This is a genomic window from Streptococcus oralis, from assembly GCF_003942875.1.
GTDB lineage: Bacteria > Bacillota > Bacilli > Lactobacillales > Streptococcaceae > Streptococcus > Streptococcus oralis_BX.
In genome coordinates, this window is sequence record NZ_RMVK01000002.1 from 80,073 (window position 1) to 103,932 (window position 23,860).

21 protein-coding genes are annotated in these 23,860 nt (G+C 39.2%); 17 read left to right on the plus strand and 4 right to left on the minus strand.

What is annotated here, in order from left to right; all coding sequences use genetic code 11:
* The 13 genes from D8844_RS02520 (at position 1) to lacG (ending at position 12,026) form a co-directional block, all read left to right on the plus strand.
* On the plus strand, positions 1-690 hold the full coding sequence (locus tag D8844_RS02520) for a sugar phosphate nucleotidyltransferase (protein WP_125421665.1): 690 nt from the start codon (positions 1-3) through the stop codon (positions 688-690).
* Between the two features lie 190 nt (positions 691-880).
* Positions 881-1,357, plus strand: coding sequence for a PTS sugar transporter subunit IIA (locus D8844_RS02525; protein ID WP_000521979.1), 477 nt, complete (start codon positions 881-883; stop codon positions 1,355-1,357).
* Positions 1,358-1,394: 37 nt separating this feature from the next.
* Positions 1,395-1,700, plus strand: a complete 306-nt coding sequence (locus D8844_RS02530) for a PTS sugar transporter subunit IIB (RefSeq protein WP_000590551.1) — start codon at positions 1,395-1,397, stop codon at positions 1,698-1,700.
* A gap of 54 nt (positions 1,701-1,754) precedes the next feature.
* Positions 1,755-3,230 carry a PTS galactitol transporter subunit IIC gene (locus D8844_RS02535; RefSeq protein WP_084918461.1) on the plus strand — a complete coding sequence of 492 codons (1,476 nt, stop codon included), beginning with the start codon at positions 1,755-1,757 and terminating at the stop codon, positions 3,228-3,230.
* 107 nt (positions 3,231-3,337) lie between these two features.
* Entirely contained in the window at positions 3,338-4,234 is an 897-nt protein-coding gene (locus D8844_RS02540) for an aldose 1-epimerase family protein (protein WP_125421668.1), read from the plus strand.
* Between the two features lie 286 nt (positions 4,235-4,520).
* Entirely contained in the window at positions 4,521-4,946 is a 426-nt protein-coding gene (gene lacA, locus D8844_RS02545) for a galactose-6-phosphate isomerase subunit LacA (RefSeq protein WP_000029277.1), read from the plus strand.
* 30 nt (positions 4,947-4,976) lie between these two features.
* On the plus strand, positions 4,977-5,492 hold the full coding sequence (gene lacB, locus D8844_RS02550) for a galactose-6-phosphate isomerase subunit LacB (RefSeq protein ID WP_001216921.1): 516 nt from the start codon (positions 4,977-4,979) through the stop codon (positions 5,490-5,492).
* Between the two features lie 10 nt (positions 5,493-5,502).
* Entirely contained in the window at positions 5,503-6,432 is a 930-nt protein-coding gene (locus D8844_RS02555) for a tagatose-6-phosphate kinase (RefSeq protein ID WP_125421671.1), read from the plus strand.
* A 1-nt stretch (position 6,433) separates the two neighbouring features.
* Complete coding sequence (gene lacD / locus D8844_RS02560; protein ID WP_125421674.1) at positions 6,434-7,414, plus strand: tagatose-bisphosphate aldolase; 981 nt, start codon at positions 6,434-6,436, stop codon at positions 7,412-7,414.
* A gap of 237 nt (positions 7,415-7,651) precedes the next feature.
* The gene (locus D8844_RS02565; RefSeq protein WP_044020838.1) at positions 7,652-8,488 is read left to right on the plus strand and encodes a PRD domain-containing protein; all 837 of its coding nucleotides are present in this window, start codon (positions 7,652-7,654) and stop codon (positions 8,486-8,488) included.
* Positions 8,489-8,523: 35 nt separating this feature from the next.
* Positions 8,524-8,841 carry a PTS lactose/cellobiose transporter subunit IIA gene (locus tag D8844_RS02570; protein WP_001078327.1) on the plus strand — a complete coding sequence of 106 codons (318 nt, stop codon included), beginning with the start codon at positions 8,524-8,526 and terminating at the stop codon, positions 8,839-8,841.
* On the plus strand, positions 8,841-10,535 hold the full coding sequence (locus tag D8844_RS02575) for a lactose-specific PTS transporter subunit EIIC (protein WP_125421677.1): 1,695 nt from the start codon (positions 8,841-8,843) through the stop codon (positions 10,533-10,535). Before D8844_RS02570 ends, D8844_RS02575 begins: the two co-directional genes overlap by 1 nt.
* Positions 10,536-10,619: 84 nt before the next feature.
* The gene (gene lacG, locus D8844_RS02580) at positions 10,620-12,026 is read left to right on the plus strand and encodes a 6-phospho-beta-galactosidase (protein WP_000169306.1); all 1,407 of its coding nucleotides are present in this window, start codon (positions 10,620-10,622) and stop codon (positions 12,024-12,026) included.
* A gap of 39 nt (positions 12,027-12,065) precedes the next feature.
* Here the strand turns inward: lacG and D8844_RS02585 are convergent, their stop codons facing one another.
* The 4 genes from D8844_RS02585 to nrdH all read right to left on the minus strand — a co-directional run bounded on the left by D8844_RS02585 (position 12,066) and on the right by nrdH (position 16,588).
* Positions 12,066-12,833 carry a DeoR/GlpR family DNA-binding transcription regulator gene (locus D8844_RS02585; RefSeq protein WP_000917585.1) on the minus strand — a complete coding sequence of 256 codons (768 nt, stop codon included), beginning with the start codon at positions 12,831-12,833 and terminating at the stop codon, positions 12,066-12,068.
* A gap of 139 nt (positions 12,834-12,972) precedes the next feature.
* Positions 12,973-13,935, minus strand: a complete 963-nt coding sequence (gene nrdF, locus D8844_RS02590; RefSeq protein WP_000451372.1) for a class 1b ribonucleoside-diphosphate reductase subunit beta — start codon at positions 13,933-13,935, stop codon at positions 12,973-12,975.
* A 194-nt stretch (positions 13,936-14,129) separates the two neighbouring features.
* Complete coding sequence (gene nrdE, locus D8844_RS02595; protein WP_125421680.1) at positions 14,130-16,289, minus strand: class 1b ribonucleoside-diphosphate reductase subunit alpha; 2,160 nt, start codon at positions 16,287-16,289, stop codon at positions 14,130-14,132.
* Between the two features lie 80 nt (positions 16,290-16,369).
* Positions 16,370-16,588 (minus strand): glutaredoxin-like protein NrdH, encoded by a 219-nt coding sequence (nrdH, locus tag D8844_RS02600; RefSeq protein WP_000259240.1) that lies wholly within the window; start codon positions 16,586-16,588, stop codon positions 16,370-16,372.
* Positions 16,589-17,242: 654 nt separating this feature from the next.
* Here nrdH and D8844_RS02605 point away from each other — a divergent pair.
* The 4 genes from D8844_RS02605 to D8844_RS02620 all read left to right on the plus strand — a co-directional run bounded on the left by D8844_RS02605 (position 17,243) and on the right by D8844_RS02620 (position 23,708).
* Entirely contained in the window at positions 17,243-18,463 is a 1,221-nt protein-coding gene (locus tag D8844_RS02605; protein WP_125421683.1) for an alpha/beta hydrolase family protein, read from the plus strand.
* A gap of 458 nt (positions 18,464-18,921) precedes the next feature.
* The gene (locus D8844_RS02610) at positions 18,922-19,185 is read left to right on the plus strand and encodes a phosphocarrier protein HPr (protein WP_000146948.1); all 264 of its coding nucleotides are present in this window, start codon (positions 18,922-18,924) and stop codon (positions 19,183-19,185) included.
* A 5-nt stretch (positions 19,186-19,190) separates the two neighbouring features.
* A complete protein-coding gene (gene ptsP / locus D8844_RS02615; RefSeq protein WP_000138129.1) occupies positions 19,191-20,924 on the plus strand; it encodes a phosphoenolpyruvate--protein phosphotransferase in 1,734 nt (577 codons plus the stop codon).
* A 246-nt stretch (positions 20,925-21,170) separates the two neighbouring features.
* Positions 21,171-23,708, plus strand: coding sequence for a pneumococcal-type histidine triad protein (locus D8844_RS02620; RefSeq protein WP_125421686.1), 2,538 nt, complete (start codon positions 21,171-21,173; stop codon positions 23,706-23,708).
* Positions 23,709-23,860: the final 152 nt, after the last annotated feature.

A 23,860-nucleotide genomic window follows, 5' to 3' on the forward strand; every position in this document is an offset into this window, starting at 1 on the left:
GTGAAAGCGATTATTTTAGCAGCGGGCTTAGGAACTCGTCTGCGCCCTATGACTGAAAATACACCAAAAGCTTTGGTTAAGGTTAATCAAAAACCCTTGGTAGAATACCAAATCGAGTTTTTGAAAGAGAGAGGAATTGATGAGATTATTATCGTTGTCGGTTACCTCAAAGAACAATTTGACTACCTAAAAGAAAAATATGGTGTCCGTTTAGTCTTTAACGACAAGTATGCTGATTACAATAACTTTTACTCACTTTATCTAGTAAAAAAAGATTTGGCTAACAGCTATGTCATCGATGCAGATAACTATCTTTTCAAAAATATGTTTCGAAACGATCTTAAACGTTCTACCTATTTTAGCGTTTATCGTGAAGACTGTACCAACGAGTGGTTCTTGGTTTACGGTGATGACTACAAGGTTCAAGACATTATTGTTGACAGCAAAGCTGGTCGCATTCTGAGTGGAGTTTCATTCTGGGATGCACCAACAGCAGAGAAGATTGTTGGCTTTATTGACAAAGCTTACGAAAATGGTGAATTTGTTGATCTCTACTGGGACAACATGGTTAAGGATAATATCAAAGAATTGGATGTCTATGTCGAAGAATTAGAAGGAAATAGCATCTATGAAATTGATAGTGTAAAAGATTACCATAAGTTAGAAGAGATTTTATCTACTATTAAGTAAGGAAAGAGAAGAAGGCTTGGGCCTTCTTTTTTTGTGGATATTATAACAAGAATGTTTGATATTGATTGTATTCTTTAAATGAAACAAAAATTACAAAAAAATGAACAAAATAAAACAAAAATTATTGACAACGATTTCATATAGTGTTATACTTATTACATAAAAGATAATTGAAAGAAGGGAAAATGTTATGGGATTAGATCATTTCTTTGACAAAAACCTGGTGTTTTGCTTAGAAGCGGATAATCAAGAACAACTCTTTGATCAGGTAGCAAGCTTGTTGGAAGAACGAGAAATTGTCACTCCAACTTATCGTGAAGCCTTGATCACGCGTGAAAAGTCATTTCCAACTGGTTTAGATATGGAATTTCTAGGAAAGGATTTGCCAAATGTGGCAATCCCTCATACAGATATTGTTCATAATCTAGCTGAGAAAGTGGTGGTTGTTCGATTAGAAAAACCAGTAACTTTTCACAATATGATTGCTCCTGATAAGGAAGTAGAAGTATCCCTACTCTTCTTTATCATTAACAACTCAAGTTCAAGTCAAACAAATATTCTGGCTCAGTTGATGGACTTTTTCACAGGAAATGGACATCTGGAAGATTTATCAAAAATTTCCGAACCAGAAAAACTTTATGCTTACATTGCTGAAGCAACCGCTTAATCTTGTCTATTAAAAAATAAAATCGGAGGAAATCCAAATGATTAAAATTCTTGCTGCCTGCGGTGCAGGTGTTAACTCAAGTCACCAAATTAAAAGTGCTCTAGAAGAAGAACTTTCAAACCGTGGTTATGACGTTCACTGTGATGCAGTCATGGTCAAAGATGTAAACGAAGACCTTATTAAGGGCTACGATATCTTTACACCAATCGCCGCAACTGACCTTGGTTTTGAACCAGGTATTCCAGTAATTGAAGCTGGACCAATCTTGTTCCGTATTCCAGCGATGAGCGCACCAGTATTTGACAATATTGAAGCAGCTATCAAAGAACATGGACTAAGCTAATTTATTCTTTATCTTGTTAACATTCATATAACTAAAAAAACGGGAGGAACTATTATGGATGTCATTATCAATCTGGCCAACGATATCTTCAAACCTATCTTGGATATGGGTGGACCAATCATCATGCTGATCATTTTGACAGTATTGGCTCTACTTTTTGGAGTGAAATTCTCCAAAGCGCTTGAAGGTGGTATTAAACTTGCCATCGCTCTTACTGGTATCGGTGCTATCATCGGTATGCTCAATGGAGCTTTCTCAGAATCACTTAAAAAATTCGTTGAAAACACTGGTATCCATTTGAACATCACTGACGTTGGTTGGGCACCACTTGCTACAATCACTTGGGGATCTGCTTGGACACTTTACTTCTTGCTTGTAATGTTGATTGTCAACGTTGTGATGCTTGCAATGAAGAAAACAGATACACTTGACGTCGATATCTTCGATATCTGGCACTTGTCAATCACTGGTCTTTTGATCAAATGGTACGCAGACAACAACGGTGTAAGCCAAGGGGTTTCACTCTTCATCGCAACTGCAGCAGTTGTCCTTGTAGGTATTTTGAAAATCATCAACTCTGACCTGATGAAACCAACATTCGACGACCTTCTTAATGCACCAAGTTCATCACCAATGACTTCAACACACATGAACTACATGATGAACCCAGTTATCATGGTTTTGGATAAGATTTTTGAAAAATTCTTCCCAGGTCTTGATAAATATGACTTTGATGCTGCTAAATTGAACAAAAAAATCGGTTTCTGGGGATCTAAATTCTTCATCGGTTTCATCCTTGGTATTGTTATCGGTTTTATGGGTACTCCACAACCTGTTGAAGGACTTAAAGATGCTGCAAACTGGCAAGAAGTTATTAAAGGTTGGTTGTCTCTTGGTTTGACAGCCGGTGTAGCTTTGGAACTCTTCTCACTTATCGGATCTTGGTTCATCGCAGCCGTAGAACCACTTTCACAAGGTATTACAAACGTTGCTACTAAACGTCTTCAAGGACGTAAATTCAACATCGGTCTTGACTGGCCTTTCATCGCTGGTCGTGCTGAAATCTGGGCTTGTGCTAACGTACTCGCTCCAATCATGCTAGTTGAAGCTGTGCTTCTTTCAAACGTCGGTAATGGTATCTTGCCTCTTGCAGGTATCATCGCTATGGGTGTGACTCCAGCTCTCTTGGTTGTTACACGTGGTAAATTGCTCCGTATGATTATCTTCGGAACACTCTTGTTGCCTCTCTTCCTTCTTTCTGGTACTCTTATCGCACCATTTGCAACAGAACTTGCTAAAGGTGTAGGTGCCTTTCCTAAAGGTGTAGATAGTGCTCAATTGATCACTCACTCAACTCTTGAAGGACCAATTGAAAAACTATTTGGTTGGGCAATCGGTAATGCTACAACAGGTGATATCAAAGCAATCCTTGGTGCAGCAGTCTTCCTTGTATTCTATGTAGGTATCTTTGCTTGGTATAGAAAACAAATGATCAAACGTAACGAAGAATACGCAGCAAATGCTAAATAATTCGCTCCTATAAAATGTAAATTGTGAAAACTAGGTTGTTAATTTCCTACATTGGGAGTGGCAACCTAGTTTTTTATATAAAGATCTAAAAATAGTTGGAGAATATTATGGTAATTGAAATCAAATCAGACCAGTTAACGGTCCAGTTTAAAACCTTAGGTGGCGCCTTGTCGTCGATCAAGGATCGAGAAGGCATTGAGTATCTGTGGCAAGGAGATGCAACTTACTGGAGTGGACAAGCGCCAGTACTTTTCCCAATTTGTGGCTCTTTAAGAGAAGATATAGCCTTCTACAGTCACGAAGATGGAACGGAGACGAAAGGAAACATTCCTCGTCACGGTTTGGTCCGTAAAAAAGAATTTGAATTAGTTGAACAGACAGAAAACAGCGTAACCTTTGCTATTGAAGATGATGAGAATACTTATCAGAACTATCCTTATCATTTCCTCCTTGAAATCACTTATCTAGTGACTGGCAAGACTGTTCGTACTCAATACAAGATTTTCAATAAAGAAACTAATAAAGTAATGCCATTCTTTATAGGAGGACATCCAGGCTTTAATTGCCCTCTACTAGATGGCGAAACTTATGAAGATTACTATTTAGAGTTTGAGAAAGAAGAGACTTGCTCTGTTCCTCGTCCTTTCCCAGAAACTGGAATGTTAGATTTCCAAGATAGAAGTCCATGGTTGGATTCTCAAAAGGAAGTGGACCTCAGTTACGATCTGTTTAGTGTTGATGCAGTGACTTTGGATGAGTTGCAATCCAGAACAATTTCCCTTCGTTCTCGTAAACATGAGAAGGGATTAAAAGTACACTTCCAAGAGTTTTCAAATCTCATCATTTGGTCAACTTTGAATAAGGGACCATTCATTGCTTTTGAACCATGGTCTGGCTTGTCAACATCTCTTGAAGAAGGAAATCATCTAGAAGATAAGAAGAATGTTCGTCTCCTAGAACCTGATCAAGTAGATCAGATTGGCTTTGATATTGAAATATTTTAGATAAAAAACCACAAAAACAAACATTTACTGTTGACTTTTTCTATAAATAGGAGTATATTATGTTTGTAAGAAACAAATGATGTTTGTAGCAAACAAATAATCACTTGTTATATTCTCTATTGTAGAGAAAGTTTCTTTCTAGGAACTTGATTTCCTGGACTTGGATAAGGTGATATTCATCTCATTCAATCAAATTTATCACTAAACTGCTAGAAAGTCTTTTGTAGGTAAACTGCTAACTATAAAAGTCTTTACTAGCCTAGAAAAATAAAAAGGAGTATACAATATGTCTATTGTTATCGGTGCAGATGCTGCAGGTTTGAGATTGAAAGAAGTTGTGAAAGACTTCTTGGAAAAAGAAAACTTCCACGTTGTGGATGTTACAGCTGAAGGTCAAGACTTTGTTGATGTGACTCTTGCTGTTGCTGCAGAAGTAAACAAAGAAGAACAAAATCTTGGTATCGTGATTGATGCTTATGGGGCTGGTCCGTTTATGGTCGCAACAAAAATCAAAGGAATGGTTGCCGCAGAAGTATCTGACGAACGTTCAGCTTATATGACTCGTGGACACAACAACTCACGTATGATCACTATGGGTGCACAACTTGTTGGTGATGAATTGGCTAAAAACATTGCTAAAGGTTTTGTTAATGGTAAATACGACGGTGGTCGTCACCAAATTCGTGTTGATATGTTGAACAAAATGTGCTAATTAGATTACAGTAAGAAAGGTAAGTTAAAAATGAGAATTGCAATTGGATGTGACCACATCGTAACAGATGAAAAAATGGCGGTTTCAGAATTTTTGAAATCAAAGGGATATGAAGTCATCGACTTTGGTACCTATGACCACACACGTACTCACTACCCAATCTTTGGTAAAAAAGTTGGTGAAGCCGTTACAAGCGGTCAAGCTGATCTTGGGGTATGTATCTGTGGTACTGGTGTTGGTATCAACAACGCTGTCAATAAAGTTCCAGGAGTTCGTTCTGCCTTGGTTCGTGATATGACAACAGCTCTTTACGCAAAAGAACAATTGAACGCCAACGTTATCGGTTTTGGTGGTAAGATCACTGGTGAATTGCTCATGTGCGACATCATTGAAGCTTTCATCAATGCTGAATACAAACCATCAGAAGAAAACAAAAAATTGATTGCGAAAATTGAGCACGTTGAAACTCACAATGCTCATCAAGCAGATGCAAACTTCTTTACAGAATTCCTTGAAAAATGGGATCGCGGTGAATACCACGACTAAGAGGTGACGCATGATTTTAACAGTCACAATGAATCCGTCCATTGATATTTCTTATCCTTTGGATGAATTAAAAATTGACACTGTCAACCGTGTGGTGGACGTGACCAAGACAGCTGGTGGTAAAGGTCTCAATGTTACCCGAGTCCTTTCAGAATTTGGGGACTCTGTTGTTGCTACTGGTTTAGTTGGTGGCAAGCTTGGTGAGTTTTTAGTTGAAAATATCGATGATAAGGTTAAGAAAGATTTCTTCTCAATTCAGGGAGAAACTCGTAACTGTATCGCTATTCTTCACGGAGATAACCAAACGGAAGTTCTTGAAAAAGGTCCTGTAGTATTGGAACAGGAAGGTCAAGATTTCTTGGCTCATTTCGAAAATCTTCTTGACGCTGTGGAAGTAGTTGCTATCTCTGGTAGTCTTCCAGCTGGCCTTCCAGTTGACTATTATGCAAGCTTAGTAGAACTTGCTAATCGCGCAGGAAAACCAGTTGTTCTGGATTGCTCAGGTGCTGCCCTTCAGGCGGTTCTTGAATCACCACATAAACCAACAGTAATCAAACCAAATAACGAAGAATTGTCTCAGCTTCTTGGGAAAGAAGTTTCTGAGGATTTGGATGAGTTAAAAGAAGTTCTTCAAGAGCCTCTATTTGCAGGGATTGAGTGGATAATTGTTTCACTTGGTGCAAATGGTGCTTTTGCAAAACATGGGGACACTTTCTACAAGGTAGATATTCCAAGAATTCAGGTAGTGAACCCTGTTGGATCTGGAGATTCTACTGTGGCAGGGATTTCCTCAGGACTTCTTCATAAGGAATCTGATCAACAACTCCTCATCAAGGCCAATGTCCTTGGTATGCTCAATGCTCAAGAAAAGATGACAGGTCATGTCAATATGGCCAACTATCAAGCTTTATATGATCAATTAATAGTAAAAGAGGTATAAAATGGCTTTAACAGAACAAAAACGTGCACGCTTAGAAAAACTTTCTGATGAAAATAGTATCATCTCAGCTCTTGCCTTTGACCAACGTGGCGCTTTGAAACGCCTTATGGCTCAATACCAAACGGAAGAGCCAACAGTTGCTCAAATGGAAGAACTTAAAGTCTTGGTGGCTGATGAATTGACAAAATACGCATCATCTATGCTCCTTGACCCTGAGTATGGACTTCCAGCTACAAAAGCCCTTGATGCTAATGCTGGTCTTCTCCTTGCTTATGAAAAAACAGGATACGACACAACAAGCACCAAACGCTTGCCAGACTGCTTGGATGTTTGGTCTGCCAAACGCATCAAAGAACAAGGTGCAGATGCTGTCAAATTCTTGCTTTACTATGATGTAGACAGCTCTGACGAACTCAATCAACAAAAACAAGCCTACATCGAACGCATTGGTTCTGAATGCGTGGCAGAAGACATTCCATTCTTCCTTGAAATCCTCGCTTACGATGAAAAAATCGCTGATGCAGGTTCTGCAGAATACGCAAAAGTGAAACCACAGAAGGTTATCGGTGCCATGAAGGTCTTCTCAGACCCACGCTTCAACATCGACGTCTTGAAAGTGGAAGTTCCAGTCAATGTGAAATACGTTGAAGGCTTTGGTGATGGTGAAATCGTGCATACACGAGAAGAAGCAGCAGCTTTCTTCAAAGCGCAAGACGAAGCAACAAATCTTCCTTACATCTACTTAAGTGCAGGTGTATCAGCTAAACTCTTCCAAGAAACCCTTGTCTTTGCTCACGAATCAGGCGCAAACTTCAACGGTGTTCTTTGCGGCCGTGCAACTTGGGCTGGATCAGTTGAAGCCTACATCAAAGACGGTGAAGTAGCAGCTCGTGAATGGCTACGCACAACTGGATTTGAGAACATTGATGAACTCAACAAAGTTCTCCAAACCACAGCGACTTCATGGACTGAACGTGTATAAGTTTTCCCCCCTAATCTTAGGAACATTGATCTAAATAAAAATTTTAAAAAAAGTTGAATGTAAAGGTTTACAAAAAAACTTACTTGTGCTATACTTAAATCACAAGTTAATACAAGGTGAGTGTTACTAAGTAATATTAGGCATGATCACAGGTGGATTAGAAATCAATAGATTTTCTAGTTCATTTGTGGTCATTTTTTGTACTCATATACCTTTAAGAGATAAAAGGAGGTTGACATGTATCGAATTCTAAATCCAATGAATCACAATGTTTCACTTGTCAGAAATGACAAAGGAGAAGAGGTGATTGTAATTGGTAAGGGGATTGCATTCGGAAAGAAGAAGGGGGATTTGATTGCTGAAAATAAGGTTGAGAAAATCTTTCGGATGAAGACCGAAGAGTCAAGAGAAAACTTTATGGCTCTCCTCAAAGATGTTCCGCTTGATTTTATCACAGTGACTTATGAAATCATTGATAAGCTATCAAAGAAATATCATTATCCGATTCAAGAGTATCTCTACGTAACCTTGACAGATCATATTTACTGCTCTTACCAAGCTCTAGCACAAGGAAGGTACAAGGATAGTAATCTGCCAGATATTTCCACTAAGTATCCTGTCGCTTTTCAAATCGCAAAGGAAGCCTTTGAAATCTATCGTCAGAAGTTGACAGATCATTTCCCTGAGGATGAAATTATTCGGATCGCTTATCATTTCATTAATGCCGAAGGTGAAAATGAAGTGGAACTTGTGGAGTCGATTGATAAGAGGAAAGAAATTCTCAGGAATGTTGAAGAAGTGCTAAAGGGTTATGCAATTCAACGAACCAAAGAGAATAATCATTTCTATGATCGCTTTATGATTCATTTGAATTATTTCTTGGATTATTTAGACAGATCTAGAGATGATAACCAATCACTTCTGGATATGGAAGATCATATTAAACAATCCTATCCAAAAGCATTTGAGATCGGTTCCAAAATCTATGATGTGATTACGCAACATACGGGTCTTGATTTGTATAAAAGTGAACGAGTTTATCTAGTTCTACATATCCAACGTTTATTGTCATAAAAATTTAATTAAAAATACATAAGGAGAATTCTATCATGAATAGAGAAGAAGTAACATTGTTAGGTTTTGAAATTGTTGCCTATGCTGGCGATGCTCGATCAAAACTATTGGAAGCTTTAAAGGCTGCTGAAGCTGGCGATTTTGCGAAAGCTGATACTCTCGTAGAGGAAGCTGGTGGTTGCATCGCGGAGGCACACCACGCGCAAACAAGCCTTTTGACTAAGGAGGCAGCTGGTGAAGATTTGGCTTATAGTGTAACCATGATGCACGGTCAGGATCACTTGATGACTACCATTTTGTTAAAAGATTTGATGCACCATTTAATCGAACTCTACAAGAGAGGAGTTAAGTAATGAACAAACTAATTTCTTTTATCGAGAAAGGAAAGCCTTTCTTTGAAAAACTGTCTCGTAATATCTACCTTCGCGCTATTCGTGATGGTTTCATTGCTGGTATGCCAGTTATTCTCTTCTCAAGTATCTTTATCTTGATTGCTTTTGTACCAAACTCATGGGGCTTTAAATGGTCTGATGATGTTGTAAATCTCCTTATGAAACCTTATAGCTATTCAATGGGGATTCTAGCTCTCTTGGTAGCTGGTACAACAGCTAAGTCATTGACCGACTCAGTAAACCGTAGCATGGAGAAAACGAACCAAATCAACTATATGTCAACACTTTTAGCTGCGATTGTTGGTTTGTTGATGTTAGCAGCTGATCCGATTGAAGGTGGCTTTGCGACAGGTTTCCTTGGAACAAAAGGTTTGCTTTCAGCATTCCTTGCTGCCTTTGTTACTGTAACCATCTATAAGGTTTGTGTTAAGAACAACGTCACTATTCGTATGCCTGACGAAGTTCCACCAAATATCTCACAAGTCTTTAAAGATGTGATTCCATTCACTCTATCAGTGGTTTCTCTTTATGCTCTCGATTTACTAGCTCGTCATTTTGTTGGTGCAAGCGTAGCTGAATCAATCGGTAAATTCTTTGCACCGTTATTCTCTGCTGCTGATGGTTATCTAGGTATTACGATTATCTTTGGTGCCTTTGCCTTCTTCTGGTTTGTTGGTATCCATGGTCCATCTATCGTTGAACCAGCAATCGCAGCTATTACCTATGCAAATGCCGAAGTCAACTTGAACCTTCTCCAACAAGGGATGCATGCAGACAAGATCCTTACTTCAGGTACACAAATGTTTATTGTTACCATGGGTGGTACAGGTGCAACACTGGTTGTTCCATTCATGTTCATGTGGTTAACTAAATCAAAACGAAATCGTGCAATCGGACGTGCTTCAGTAGTGCCAACTTTCTTTGGTGTAAATGAACCAATCTTGTTTGGTGCACCGCTTGTATTGAACCCGATTTTCTTTATTCCATTTATCTTTGCGCCAATTGCTAACGTATGGATCTTTAAATTCTTTATTGAAACGCTTGGCATGAACTCATTTACTGCCAACCTTCCTTGGACAACACCAGGTCCTCTCGGTATTGTTCTCGGTACAAACTTCCAATTCTTGTCATTTGTACTTGCTGCTTTGTTAATTCTTGTAGACGTAGCCATTTACTATCCATTCCTCAAGGTTTATGATGAACAAATTCTTGAAGAAGAGCGTTCAGGTAAAGCCAATGATGAATTGAAAGAAAAAGTAGCAGCAAACTTCAATACTGCCAAAGCAGATGCTATTCTTGAAAAAGCTGGTGTAGAAACAGCGCAAAACACAATCACAGAAGAAACTAATGTTCTCGTTCTCTGTGCAGGAGGAGGTACAAGTGGTCTTCTTGCAAATGCTCTAAATAAGGCAGCTGCAGAGTACCAAGTTCCTGTTAAAGCAGCAGCTGGTGGCTATGGTGCTCACCGTGAAATGTTGCCTGAGTTTGATCTGGTTATCCTTGCTCCTCAAGTTGCTTCAAACTTTGAAGACATGAAGGCCGAAACCGACAAACTTGGTATCAAACTTGCCAAGACAGAAGGTGGCAAATACATTAAATTGACTCGCGATGGAAAAGGCGCTCTTGCCTTTGTTCAAGCGCAGTTTGAAGAATAAAAGGTAAATAGCGAAGAAGTGAGATGGAGGAATTCCTCCCGACTCTATCTCCATCTCATTTCTATTTCTTGAAAGGTGAATCAAATGACAAAAACACTTCCAAAAGACTTTATTTTTGGCGGGGCAACAGCAGCCTATCAAGCAGAAGGTGCGACCAATACCGATGGTAAAGGACCAGTTGCCTGGGATAAATACCTCAAAGATAACTACTGGTACACTGCTGAACCAGCCAGTGATTTCTATCACAAATACCCAGTTGACCTCAAACTAGCAGAAGAGTATGGTGTCAATGGTATCCGTATTTCAATCGCTTGGTCACGTATCTTTCCAACTGGTTACGGGAAAGTCAATGCCAAGGGAGTTGAGTTCTATCATAATCTATTTGCAGAATGTCACAAACGGCATGTTGAGCCCTTTGTAACTCTTCATCACTTTGACACGCCAGAAGCACTTCATTCAAATGGAGATTTCCTGAACAGAGAAAACATTGATCACTTTGTGGATTATGCAGCCTTCTGTTTTGAAGAATTTCCTGAAGTCAACTATTGGACAACCTTTAATGAAATTGGGCCGATAGGAGATGGTCAGTATTTAGTTGGGAAATTCCCTCCAGGTATTCAGTACGACCTTGCCAAAGTCTTTCAATCTCATCACAATATGATGGTGTCGCATGCGCGTGCAGTCAAGCTATATAAGGTTAAAGGCTATAAAGGTGAAATTGGTGTGGTTCATGCCCTGCCTACTAAGTATCCTCTGGATCCAAATAATCCAGCAGATGTTCGCGCTGCTGAGTTGGAAGATATCATCCACAATAAATTTATCTTGGATGCAACTTATCTTGGACGATATTCCGGAGAAACCATGGAAGGCGTCAACCATATTTTATCCATCAATGGTGGTAGCTTAGATCTTCGTGAAGAAGATTTCACAGCATTAGAAGCTGCAAAAGACTTGAACGACTTCCTCGGCATTAACTACTATATGAGTGATTGGATGCAAGCCTTTGATGGAGAAACTGAAATTATCCATAATGGTAAAGGTGAGAAAGGAAGCTCTAAATACCAAATCAAAGGTGTTGGTCGTCGTGTAGCTCCTGATTATGTACCACGTACGGATTGGGATTGGATTATCTACCCTCAAGGTTTGTATGATCAAATCATGCGCGTGAAGAAAGATTACCCAAATTACAAAAAAATCTACATCACAGAGAATGGTCTCGGATACAAAGATGAGTTTGTGGATGGAACAGTCTACGATGATGGACGGATTGATTATGTTAAGAAACATATGGAAGTGATTGCAGATGCAATCTCTGATGGAGCCAACGTCAAAGGCTACTTTATCTGGTCATTGATGGATGTCTTCTCTTGGTCAAACGGTTATGAAAAACGCTACGGTCTCTTTTATGTAGACTTTGAAACTCAAGAACGTTATCCTAAGAAATCAGCTCACTGGTACAAGAAACTAGCTGAGACACAACTTATTGAATAAAATTCAACAAAAATTCCCCGCCAAAAGGCAGGGGAATTTTTATGGTTTTGATAAAAGAATGGTTGTTTGTTTCGACAGGTCTTCAAATGTCTCCTGACTCAGTTTGGAATCTGAAACGATTGTATCAATCTCTGAGATATTGTAGAAGGTGTAAAAATCAAACTTATTAAACTTACTGTGGTCTGCCAGTAAGTATTTTTTATTGGCATTGTTCAAGGCGATTCGTTGTACCTCGCCCTCTTCTTCACTGAAAGTAGCAATTGCCTTATCCTTAATACCATTACAACTTACAAAAGCTTTAGAAAACTGAAGATTGGTCAAATCCTGTAAGGTAAGTGTTCCTACAAAAGCACCAGTGATAGAGCGATAATTTCCACCAATCAAGATCAAATCTGTTAGTTTTCGTTCGTTTAGGATGAGAAAGACAGGAAGACTGTTTGTTACAACACGAATATTATCAATTGGGAGCTCACGAGCAAAACATTCTAAGGTTGTTCCTGGCCCGATAAAAATGGTTTCACCTTCGTCAATCAAATGACCAGCAAAACGGCTAATTTCTTGTTTTTCAGCAATCTGCAAGCCTTGTTTTTCAACATTTGAGCGTTCGTTGTTTAAGAGAGAACCTGTACGAAGTTTTTCAGCGCCACCGTGCACACGAACCAGCAAATCCTTGTCTGCCAATTCTTGTAAGTAGCGGCGAGCTGTCATATCTGACACATCAAGACTCTCCATAATCTCTTTTACAGTAATAGTGCCTTTTGTGTTTACTGCTTCTAGAATACTATCTAGTTTTTCTTGCTTTAGCATCCTTATCACCTCGATTTCTACTATTATTATCTTACCATAAAACGCTCAATCAATCAAATAGAAAAAAACAAAAGAAAACAAAAACAAAAATATCATGGTTATTTTAAACAAACCATGATATTTTGAATGATTGGTCAAATTAGTCCAAACCGTAGTTGTAATCCTCGTCTTGCATGGCTTCAACTTCACCAAGGAGGTATCCATTTCCGACTTGAGAGAAGAAGTCGTGGTTAGAAGTTCCTGTTGAGATTCCGTTCATGACGATAGGATTGACATCATCAGCTGAATCTGGGAAGAGCGGATCTTGTCCTAGGTTCATAAGCGCCTTATTGGCATTGTAACGAAGGAAGGTTTTAACTTCCTCAGTCCAGCCAACACCGTCATAGAGGCTTTCTGTATAGCCCTCTTCGTTCTCGTAGAGAGTGTAGAGCAGGTCGTACATCCATTCTTTGAGCTTTTCTTGCTCTTCTTCAGGTAATTCATTGAAACCAAGTTGGAATTTGTAACCAATGTAGGTTCCGTGAACAGACTCATCACGAATGATCAGTTTGATGATTTCCGCAACATTAGCCAGTTTGTTGTTACCAAGATAGTAAAGCGGTGTAAAGAAACCAGAGTAGAAGAGGAAGGTTTCAAGGAAAACGCTGGCAACTTTCTTTTCTAGAGGGCTACCATTGAGGTAGATCTCATTGATAATTTCCGCTTTTCTTTGTAGGTAGGGGTTAGTGTTGGTCCATTCAAAAATTTCTTCAATCTCAGCCTTGGTATTCAAGGTAGAGAAGATAGAAGAATAAGATTTTGCATGGACAGATTCCATAAACTGGATGTTGTTGAAAACAGCTTCCTCATGCGGCGTACGGATGTCTGCGCGAAGCGCTTGAACCCCTGTTTCAGATTGCATGGTATCCAAAAGGGTCAAACCACCAAAGACTTTTCCAACCAAGTCTTTTTCTTTGTTTGATAGTTTTCTCCAGTCGTCTAGGTCATTTGACAAGGGGATACGCGTATCGAGCCAGAATTGCTCTGTCAGCTTTTCCCAAGTTGATTTGTCGATGACATCTTCGATGGCATTCCAGTTAATGGCTTTGTAGTAAGTTTCCATTTGAAATCTCTTTCTGTATGTAATAATGCGATTGCCGAATCATCTCTATTTTATCATAGTCTGAGAAGAGTATCGCACAAAAAGTCGGAAGCCCGACTTTTTAGTTTTTCATAGTATTTAAGATACTTATCAAGTTTTGTCTGGCGGGTAACTTAATCAGTAGTCTGAGAAAACGTGGCTGCCTCAGATAAAAATTAAATCACACAGCTTTCACATTGGTTAGCACCGACTTCTCCACCATCATCTGTAAAGGTACGGACGTAGTAGATAGACTTGATACCCTTGTTAAAGGCATAGTTACGAAGGATAGACAAGTCACGTGTCGTTTGTTTGTTTTCTTTCTTCCATTCGTAAAGACCTTTTGGAATATCGCTACGCATGAAGAGGGTGAGTGAAAGTCCTTGATCCACGTGCTCAGTTGCAGCCGCGTATACATCGATTACCTTACGCATATCCATGTCGTAGGCAGAAGTGTAGTAAGGAATAGTATCTGTTGACAAACCTGCAGCAGGATAGTAGATCTTACCGATTTTCTTCTCTTGGCGTTCTTCGATACGTTGCGTAATCGGGTGGATAGAAGCAGAAACATCGTTGATGTAGCTGATAGAACCATTTGGAGCAACAGCTAGACGGTTTTGGTGATAAAGACCATCTGCTTGAACCTTGTCGCGAAGTTCAGCCCAGTCAGCAGCACTTGGGATAAAGACATCTTTAAAGAGTTCTTTAACACGGTCTGATTTTGGAACAAATTCACCAGTTACATACTTTTCGAAGTAGCTACCGTTAGCATAGTCTGATTTTTCAAAGTTGTGGAAGGTTACACCACGCTCGCGAGCGATATTGTTTGATTCTACCAAGGTCCAGTAGTTCATAAGCATAAAGTAGATGCTTGTAAATTCAATTGACTCAGGTGATCCGTACTCAATCAGTTGTTGGGCAAGGTAACTATGAAGTCCCATGGCACCAAGGCCAAAGGTGTGAGCCAAACTGTTTCCGTGGTCGATAGTAGGGACAGCTACGATGTGTGAACTATCTGTAACGAAAGTAAGGGCACGAACCATCGCGCGAATAGAACGACCAAAGTCAGGTGAAGTCATCATGTTGACCACGTTGGTTGATCCAAGGTTACATGAAACGTCTGTTCCCATTTGAAGGAATTCTTGAGCATCGTTGATCAAGCTTGGTTTTTGAACTTGAAGAATCTCAGAACACAAGTTACTCATGATAATCTTACCATCTACTGGATTTGCACGGTTGGCTGTATCAATGTTGACGATATAAGGGTAACCAGATTCTTGTTGCAATTTAGAGATTTCAGTTTCCAAATCCCGCGCCTTGATTTTTGTCTTGCGGATATTTGGATTTGCGACTAATTCATCGTATTTTTCAGTGATGTCGATGTAGTTGAATGGCACACCGTATTCAAGCTCTACAGAGTAAGGGCTAAAGAGATACATTTCTTCATTTTTACGAGCTAATTCGTAGAATTTATCGGGTACTACAACACCAAGTGAAAGAGTCTTAACACGAACTTTTTCATCGGCATTTTCTTTCTTAGTGGAAAGGAAAGCGATGATATCTGGGTGAAAGACGTTGAGGTAGACAACCCCAGCACCTTGACGTTGCCCGAGTTGGTTTGAGTAAGAGAAGCTGTCTTCAAAAAGCTTCATAACTGGTACGACACCAGAAGCAGCACCTTCATAACCTTTGATAGGAGCTCCAGCTTCACGAAGGTTGCTGAGGGAAATTCCCACACCACCACCGATACGTGAAAGTTGAAGAGCAGAGTTGATGGAACGTCCGATAGAGTTCATGTCATCAGTTACTTGAATCAAGAAACAAGATACCAACTCCCCACGACGAGCACGACCTGCGTTCAAAAAGGAAGGAGTAGCAGGTTGGTAGCGTTGGTGGATGATTTCATTGGCAATATCAGTCGCAATTGCTTCATCCCCGTCAGCAAAGTAAAGTGCATTAAAGAAGACACGGTCTTCCATACTTTCAAGATAATATTCACCGTCATTAGTCTTCAAGGCATATTGATTGTAAAACTTGTAGGCAGCCATGAATGACTTGAATTGGAAGTTTTGGTCTTTGATAAATTGATGTAATTCTTCCAAAAACTCTGGACGGTATTTCTTAAGAAATGCAGTTTCAATGTAGTTGTGTTCAATAAGGTAGTTGATTTTATCAGTAATTGAATCAAAAACCATGGTATTTGGAACTACATTTTCTTTAAAGAAGGCATCCAAGGCTTCCTTATCTTTATGAAGCATGATTTGTCCATTGACAGGACGGTTGATTTCGTTATTGAGACGGAAGTAAGTTACGTCCTCAAGATGTTTTAATCCCATAAAATTTCCTTTATCTAATTACAAAAGAAAGGCCTCTAAGTTAGCCCTAGAAGCAATCTCTTCTGGATGATGTACTAAGATTATGCTAATTGTTTCAGTTTTCCTGGTTGGAAGCCTGAAAAGACTTCAGTTGGTGTTTGGATAACAGGAGCTGCGCTGAAACCGAGCTCTTTAACTTGATCGATGTACTCTGGTTGCTCGTCGAGATTGATCTCACGATAAGCGACATTGTTGCTGTCCAAGAAACGCTTGGTCATCTTACATTGGACACAGTTGTTTTTAGAATAAACGGTTACCATTTTCGTAACTCCTCTTTCAAAATAGATTACTTTCTTAGTATATCAGAAAAAAAAACTTTGTCAAACTTTTTAAACTAAATCTTGTGCTAAAAAGTTACAGTTTTAAAAACAAAGCACAAGATATAGTGTTTTGTCAGAGTGTAAAATTGGGTTTTCATTGAACTATCAAAGTTTATCAAAACAAAAAAACTATATACTGTATATTGGTAAGATAAATAGAAGATTTTCAGCAAGTTATCAGAAAGGAAAACGAAGAAAATAGCAAAAATCGTAAGAGCAGGAATAAGTCTAGCTGAGACAATACTTTAATAAAATAGAAACTGTAATATTTACGAAAAAAAGAAATTTTCTACACAAGATGTCCCAATATTTTGTATTAGAATATCTAAAATATAACCAAAGTGGAAATGACAGATTATGATGTATTCATAAAAATGGATCATTGGTTAATTTTATATAGGATACTTATGAGTTTCGTATCCTTTCATAAGGAGTATATAAATACAATGTTTGAAAAAGTTCATTTTATGTGATACACTACCTGTGATTATAAGATTAAAAAATGGATATCTGAATGCTTTTGTTTGATAGAGAATGTTATCAGATTATAATTAGATTAAATGAATGAAAGAACACAGAATTAGGAGGCGCGTGGTGAAAGAAAATGATGTTATTTTAAAACGGCAATCGACTCAAATATTTTTTAAGAATGGTGATACGGATTTTTTCTTCAATTGGTTGTTAGGAATCGGTGAAATTTTTGGTTTCTCTCATGGAGAGCTTTATTATCTTGCTCAAAGATTGGGGAACTCACCAAAGCCTGATGACTGGAAAAATGTATTTTTATCGCATGTAAACTACCTTGAACAAGAAGCAAGTAATTCAGGATTGAGTGAACAAACAAAGGCGCAGTATTATCTTGCACAGACCTACTCACTTCGCTCGGCAATCCAATTTACCGATCCATTTTCTGAAGAGTATTTACCGACCGTTCGTCAAATGGAGAAGGTGTTTTCTAGTGCAATTCATTCACTAGGTGTACCGATTGAAAAACTAACTATTCCCTATCAGGGTTCTTACTTGCCTGGGTATTATCTTCATAGCGGCGATAATTGTCCAACGCTAATCATGATTGGTGGAGGTGATACTTATCGCGAAGATTTATTTTACTTTGCAGGATATCCTGGCTGGATACGAAATTATAATGTTTTAATGGTTGACCTTCCTGGTCAAGGGAGCAATCCTAGTAGAGGGCTGGTCTTTGATGTGGATGCTTCTATTCCAATTTCATTATGCATAGACTGGTTGGAAAATAGAAATCCTAAACTAAATTATTTAGCTATTTATGGTGTCAGCGGAGGGGGATATTTTACCGCACAAGCTGTCGAAAAGGATCCAAGAATTCATGCTTGGATTGCTAGTACCCCTATTTACGACGTTGCAGAACTTTTCAGAAAAGAATTTGGATCAAGTTTGAAAGCACCTAGTTGGTTAATAAATGCCATTTTAAAATTAGCTGGAAATTTGAATGAATCAGCAAATTTAAATCTTAAAAAGTATGCATGGCAGTTTGGTACTTCTGATTTTAAGAGTGCTATTGATGATGTATTTAACCATGCAAAGATTGTGGATTATCAAAAAATTCAATGCCCATGCCTGTTTATTATGGGAAAGGGTGAGGGTGCTGAACTGCAGCATCAAACTAAGGTAATTTATGAAGCACTTAAATCTAAAAATCAACAAACTAAACTTCAAGTATTTGAGGCGGAAAGTGGTGCGGACGCTCATTGCCAAGTCAATAATCTAAGACTCGCCCATAATGTCGTTTTTGATTGGTTGGATACTTTATTTGAATGGAATCAATCAAAGTTTTAGTTCTACTTATACCACTTAGATATATCTACCTTTTTACTGTTAGGGGCTACAAACTTATTTTACTTTAAGTAGCAAATTGGATAAATTCTCTACTGTTGATGGTAAGAGTAGGTTTTAGAATTTCAGTATTTAGTATTTGATGAAGTCTTTTCAAATAATAGATTTACTGAGTTATATTAATTATAGTTAAATAGTATTATTTCATTATTTACTAGGATTGTCCTCTGATTGGTATTAAGGGAAAATAGCTTTGAAAATTGGAATTTTGAAGGTAATATTCTTTTAATAATTAGTGCCTAAATTTCCCATAGTACCTGTATGATAGAAAAAGAAGCAATTTCATTTTCAGTAAAAGTCCATAAAATACTTGAAAAATTATCTAGAAGGTGATATAATACAGTCTTGTAAGGGTTATCACATATAATCCAAATAAGAAACAATTAAAGGAGAGTCAAACTATGGCTTCTAAAGATTTCCACGTAGTGGCAGAAACAGGTATTCATGCACGTCCAGCAACATTGTTGGTTCAAACAGCTAGCAAATTTGCTTCAGATATCACTCTTGAGTACAAAGGTAAATCAGTAAACCTTAAATCAATCATGGGTGTTATGAGTCTTGGTGTTGGCCAAGGTGCTGACGTTACAATTTCAGCTGAAGGTGCAGATGCTGACGATGCAATCGCTGCAATCACTGAAACTATGGAAAAAGAAGGATTGGCATAAGGAAAATGACAGAAATGCTTAAAGGAATCGCAGCATCTGACGGTGTTGCAGTTGCAAAAGCATATCTACTCGTTCAACCGGATTTGTCATTTGAGACTATTACAGTCGAAGATACAAACGCAGAAGAAGCTCGCCTTGATGCCGCTCTACAGGCATCACAAGACGAGCTTTCTGTTATTCGCGAGAAAGCAGTAGGTACGCTCGGTGAAGAAGCAGCTCAAGTTTTTGACGCTCACTTAATGGTTCTTGCTGACCCAGAAATGATCAGCCAAATCAAGGAAACAATCCGTGCGAAGAAAGTGAATGCAGAAGCAGGTCTGAAAGAAGTAACAGACATGTTTATCACTATCTTTGAAGGCATGGAAGACAACCCATACATGCAAGAACGCGCTGCGGATATCCGCGACGTGACAAAACGTGTATTGGCCAACCTCCTTGGTAAAAAATTGCCAAACCCAGCTTCTATCAATGAAGAAGTGATTGTGATTGCGCATGACTTGACTCCTTCAGATACAGCTCAATTGGACAAAAACTTTGTAAAAGCTTTTGTAACCAACATTGGTGGACGTACAAGCCACTCTGCTATCATGGCGCGTACACTTGAAATTGCAGCAGTATTGGGAACAAACAACATCACTGAAATCGTTAAAGACGGTGATATTCTTGCCGTTAACGGTATCACAGGTGAGGTTATTATCAATCCAACTGATGAGCAAGCGGCTGAATTCAAGGCTGCTGGTGAAGCTTATGCGAAACAAAAAGCTGAATGGGCTCTCTTGAAAGATGCTAAAACAGTAACTGCTGATGGCAAACACTTTGAATTGGCTGCCAACATCGGTACTCCAAAAGACGTTGAAGGTGTCAATGACAACGGTGCTGAAGCTGTTGGTCTTTACCGTACAGAGTTCTTGTACATGGATTCTCAAGACTTCCCAACAGAAGACGAGCAATACGAAGCTTACAAGGCTGTACTTGAAGGAATGAACGGTAAACCTGTTGTCGTTCGTACAATGGATATCGGTGGAGATAAGGAACTTCCTTACTTCGATATGCCTCACGAAATGAACCCATTCCTTGGATTCCGTGCCCTTCGTATCTCTATCTCTGAGACTGGAGATGCTATGTTCCGCACACAAATCCGTGCCCTTCTTCGTGCGTCTGTTCACGGTCAATTGCGTATCATGTTCCCAATGGTTGCGCTCTTGAAAGAATTCCGTGCAGCGAAAGCAGTCTTTGACGAAGAAAAAGCAAACCTTCTTGCTGAAGGTGTTGCAGTTGCGGATAATATCCAAGTTGGTATCATGATCGAAATCCCAGCAGCAGCCATGCTTGCAGATCAATTTGCTAAAGAAGTTGACTTCTTCTCAATTGGTACAAACGACTTGATCCAATACACAATGGCAGCAGACCGTATGAACGAACAAGTTTCATACCTTTACCAACCATACAACCCATCAATCCTACGCTTGATCAACAATGTGATCAAAGCAGCTCACGCTGAAGGGAAATGGGCTGGAATGTGTGGTGAGATGGCTGGTGATCAACAAGCTGTTCCACTTCTTGTCGGAATGGGCTTGGATGAGTTCTCTATGTCAGCAACATCTGTACTTCGTACGCGTAGCTTGATGAAGAAATTGGATACAGCTAAGATGGAAGAGTACGCAAACCGTGCCCTTACAGAATGCTCAACAATGGAAGAAGTCCTTGAACTTCAAAAAGAATACGTTAATTTTGATTAATCGAAAAGTCCTTGCAACTCAGTTGCAGGGGCTTTTTTAAAGAATTTTCAAGAAAATCTTTTTTATATAAAGTCCATTCTAGAGAAAGTAGCGGTGAAGAATAAAAAAATACTTAACTGGTTCATAAAATTCTTGACAAGTTGCAAATTTAGGAGTAAACTATTAACCAGTTAATTAATAGAGAGGAGTTTCTGCAATTTAGAAATGAATTGCAACTAGAAATATCAAAAAAGAAAGTGAGTTTCAATGAAAATTAATAAAAAATACCTTGCTGGTTCTGCGGCAGCTTTAATTTTAAGTGTCTGTTCTTACGAGTTGGGACTGTATCAAGCTAGAACAGTCAAAGAAAATAATCGTGTTTCCTATATAGATGGAAAACAGGCGGCACAAAAAACGGAGAATCTGACTCCTGATGAGGTTAGCAAGAAAGAAGGCATCAATGCGGAGCAAATCGTCATCAAGATAACAGACCAGGGCTATGTCACTTCGCATGGCGACCACTATCATTACTATAATGGCAAAGTCCCTTATGACGCTATCATCAGTGAAGAGTTGCTGATGAAGGATCCAAACTACCAGCTCAAGGACGAGGATATTATCAGTGAAATCAAGGGTGGTTATGTTATCAAGGTAGATGGAAAATACTATGTTTACCTTAAGGATGCAGCCCATGCGGATAATGTCCGTACAAAAGAAGAAATCAATCGGCAAAAACAAGAGCATAGTCAGCATCGTGAAGGAGGAACTTCAGCAAACGATGGTGCGGTAGCCTTGGCACGTTCACAGGGACGCTATACCACGGATGATGGATATATCTTTAATGCATCCGATATCATTGAAGATACTGGTGATGCTTATATCGTTCCTCATGGCAACCATTACCATTACATTCCTAAGAGTGAGTTATCAGCCAGCGAATTGGCTGCCGCAGAAGCCTTCCTATCTGGTAGAAGTGGCCAATCAAATACGCCTACTTATCGCCGTACCAATAACAACAGTACCAGCAGCGATGTAGATAGATGGACTCCATCCTATAATAATCAAGGCAATAGCTATAATCACCAAGGCAGTGGCTATACGAACACATCTAACAACGGTAGCAACGATAGCCAAGTAAGTCAGAGTGATGAGGATATTGATAGCCTTCTGAAACAACTTTATGCCTTGCCACTCAGCCAACGACACGTAGAATCTGATGGCCTTGTCTTTGACCCAGCACAGATTACAAGTCGAACAGCTAGAGGAGTTGCTGTGCCTCATGGGAACCATTACCATTTCATCCCTTATTCACAGATGTCTGAATTGGAAGAACGAATCGCTCGTATTATTCCTCTACAGTACAGTTCGAACCATAGGGTGCCGGATTCAAGACCAGAACAACCAAGTCCACAACCGACTCCGGAACCTAGTCCAAGCCCGCAACCTGCACCAAATCCTCAACCATCTCCAAGCAATCCAATTGACGAAAAATTGGTTAAACAGGCGATTCGAAAAGTAGCTGACGGCTATGTCTTTGAGGAGAATGGAACCTCACGTTATATTCCTGCCAAGGAACTTTCAGCAGAAACTGCTGCAGCCATTGATAGTAAGCTAGCCAAGCAAGAAAGTTTAGCTCATAAGCTCGGAGCTAAGAAAACCAATCTCCCATCTGGTGATCGAGGATTTTACAATAAGGCTTATGATTTACTAGCAAGAATTCATCAGGACTTACTTGCTAATAAAGGTCGTAAAGTTGATTTTGACGCTTTGGATAAACTGTTGGAACGTTTAAATGATGAAAGCAGTGATAAAGTTAAGTTGGTCGAAGATGTACTTGCATTTCTCGCACCGATTCGTCATCCAGAACGTTTAGGAAAACCAAATGCGCAAATTGCCTACACTGATGATGAGATTCAGGTAGCCAAGTTGGCAGGCAAGTATACAACAGAAGATGGCTATATCTTTGATCCCCGTGATATCACCAGTGATGAGGGGGATGCCTATGTAACTCCACATATGACCCATAGTCATTGGATTAAGAAAGATAGTTTGTCTGAAGCCGAAAGAGCGGCAGCCCAGGCTTATGCTAAAGAGAAAGGTTTAACACCTCCTTCGACAGGAAATACAGAGACTAAAGGAGCAGAAGCTATCTACAACCGCGTGAAAGCAGCTAAGAAGGTGCCTCTTGATCGTATGCCTTACAATCTCCAACATACCGTGGAAGTTAAAAACGGTAGTTTAATCATTCCTCATTATGATCATTACCATAACATCAAATTTGAGTGGTTTGACGAAGGACTTTATGAGGCACCTAAGGGGTATACTTTAGAGGATCTCTTTGCGACTGTGAAGTACTATGTCGAACATCCAAACGAACGTCCGCATTCAGATAGTGGTTGGGGAAATGCAAGTGACCATGTTCAAAGAAACCAAAATGGTCAAGCTGATAACAATCATACGGATAAACCATCAGTAGAGAAACCTCGGGCAGACAAACCTGAGGAAGAAAAGCCGCGCGAAGAGAAGCCTCAAAGTGAGAAACCAGAATCTCCAAAACCAACTGAGGAGCCGGAAGAAGAATTACCAGAGGAACCAGAAGAACCTCAGGTCGAGACTGAAAAGGTTGAAGCGAAGTTGAGAGAGGCTGAAGAGCTACTTGCAAAGATCCAAGACCCCATTATCAAGTCCAATGCCAAAGAAACTCTCACTGGCTTAAAAAATAACCTGCTATTTGGTGCTCAGGATAACAATACCATTATGGCTGAAGCTGAAAAGTTGTTGGCTTTATTAAAAGAGAGTAAGTAAAGGTAGTAGCATTTTCTAACTCCTAAAAACAGGATAGGAGAACTAGAAAAGTTAAAATCGAAAATGAGAACAGAATGTAAGTTCTAGTTCTCATTTTTTTCATGAAAATATGTAAAATATCTTGACATATAGTGTAAATAAAGATAAACTAT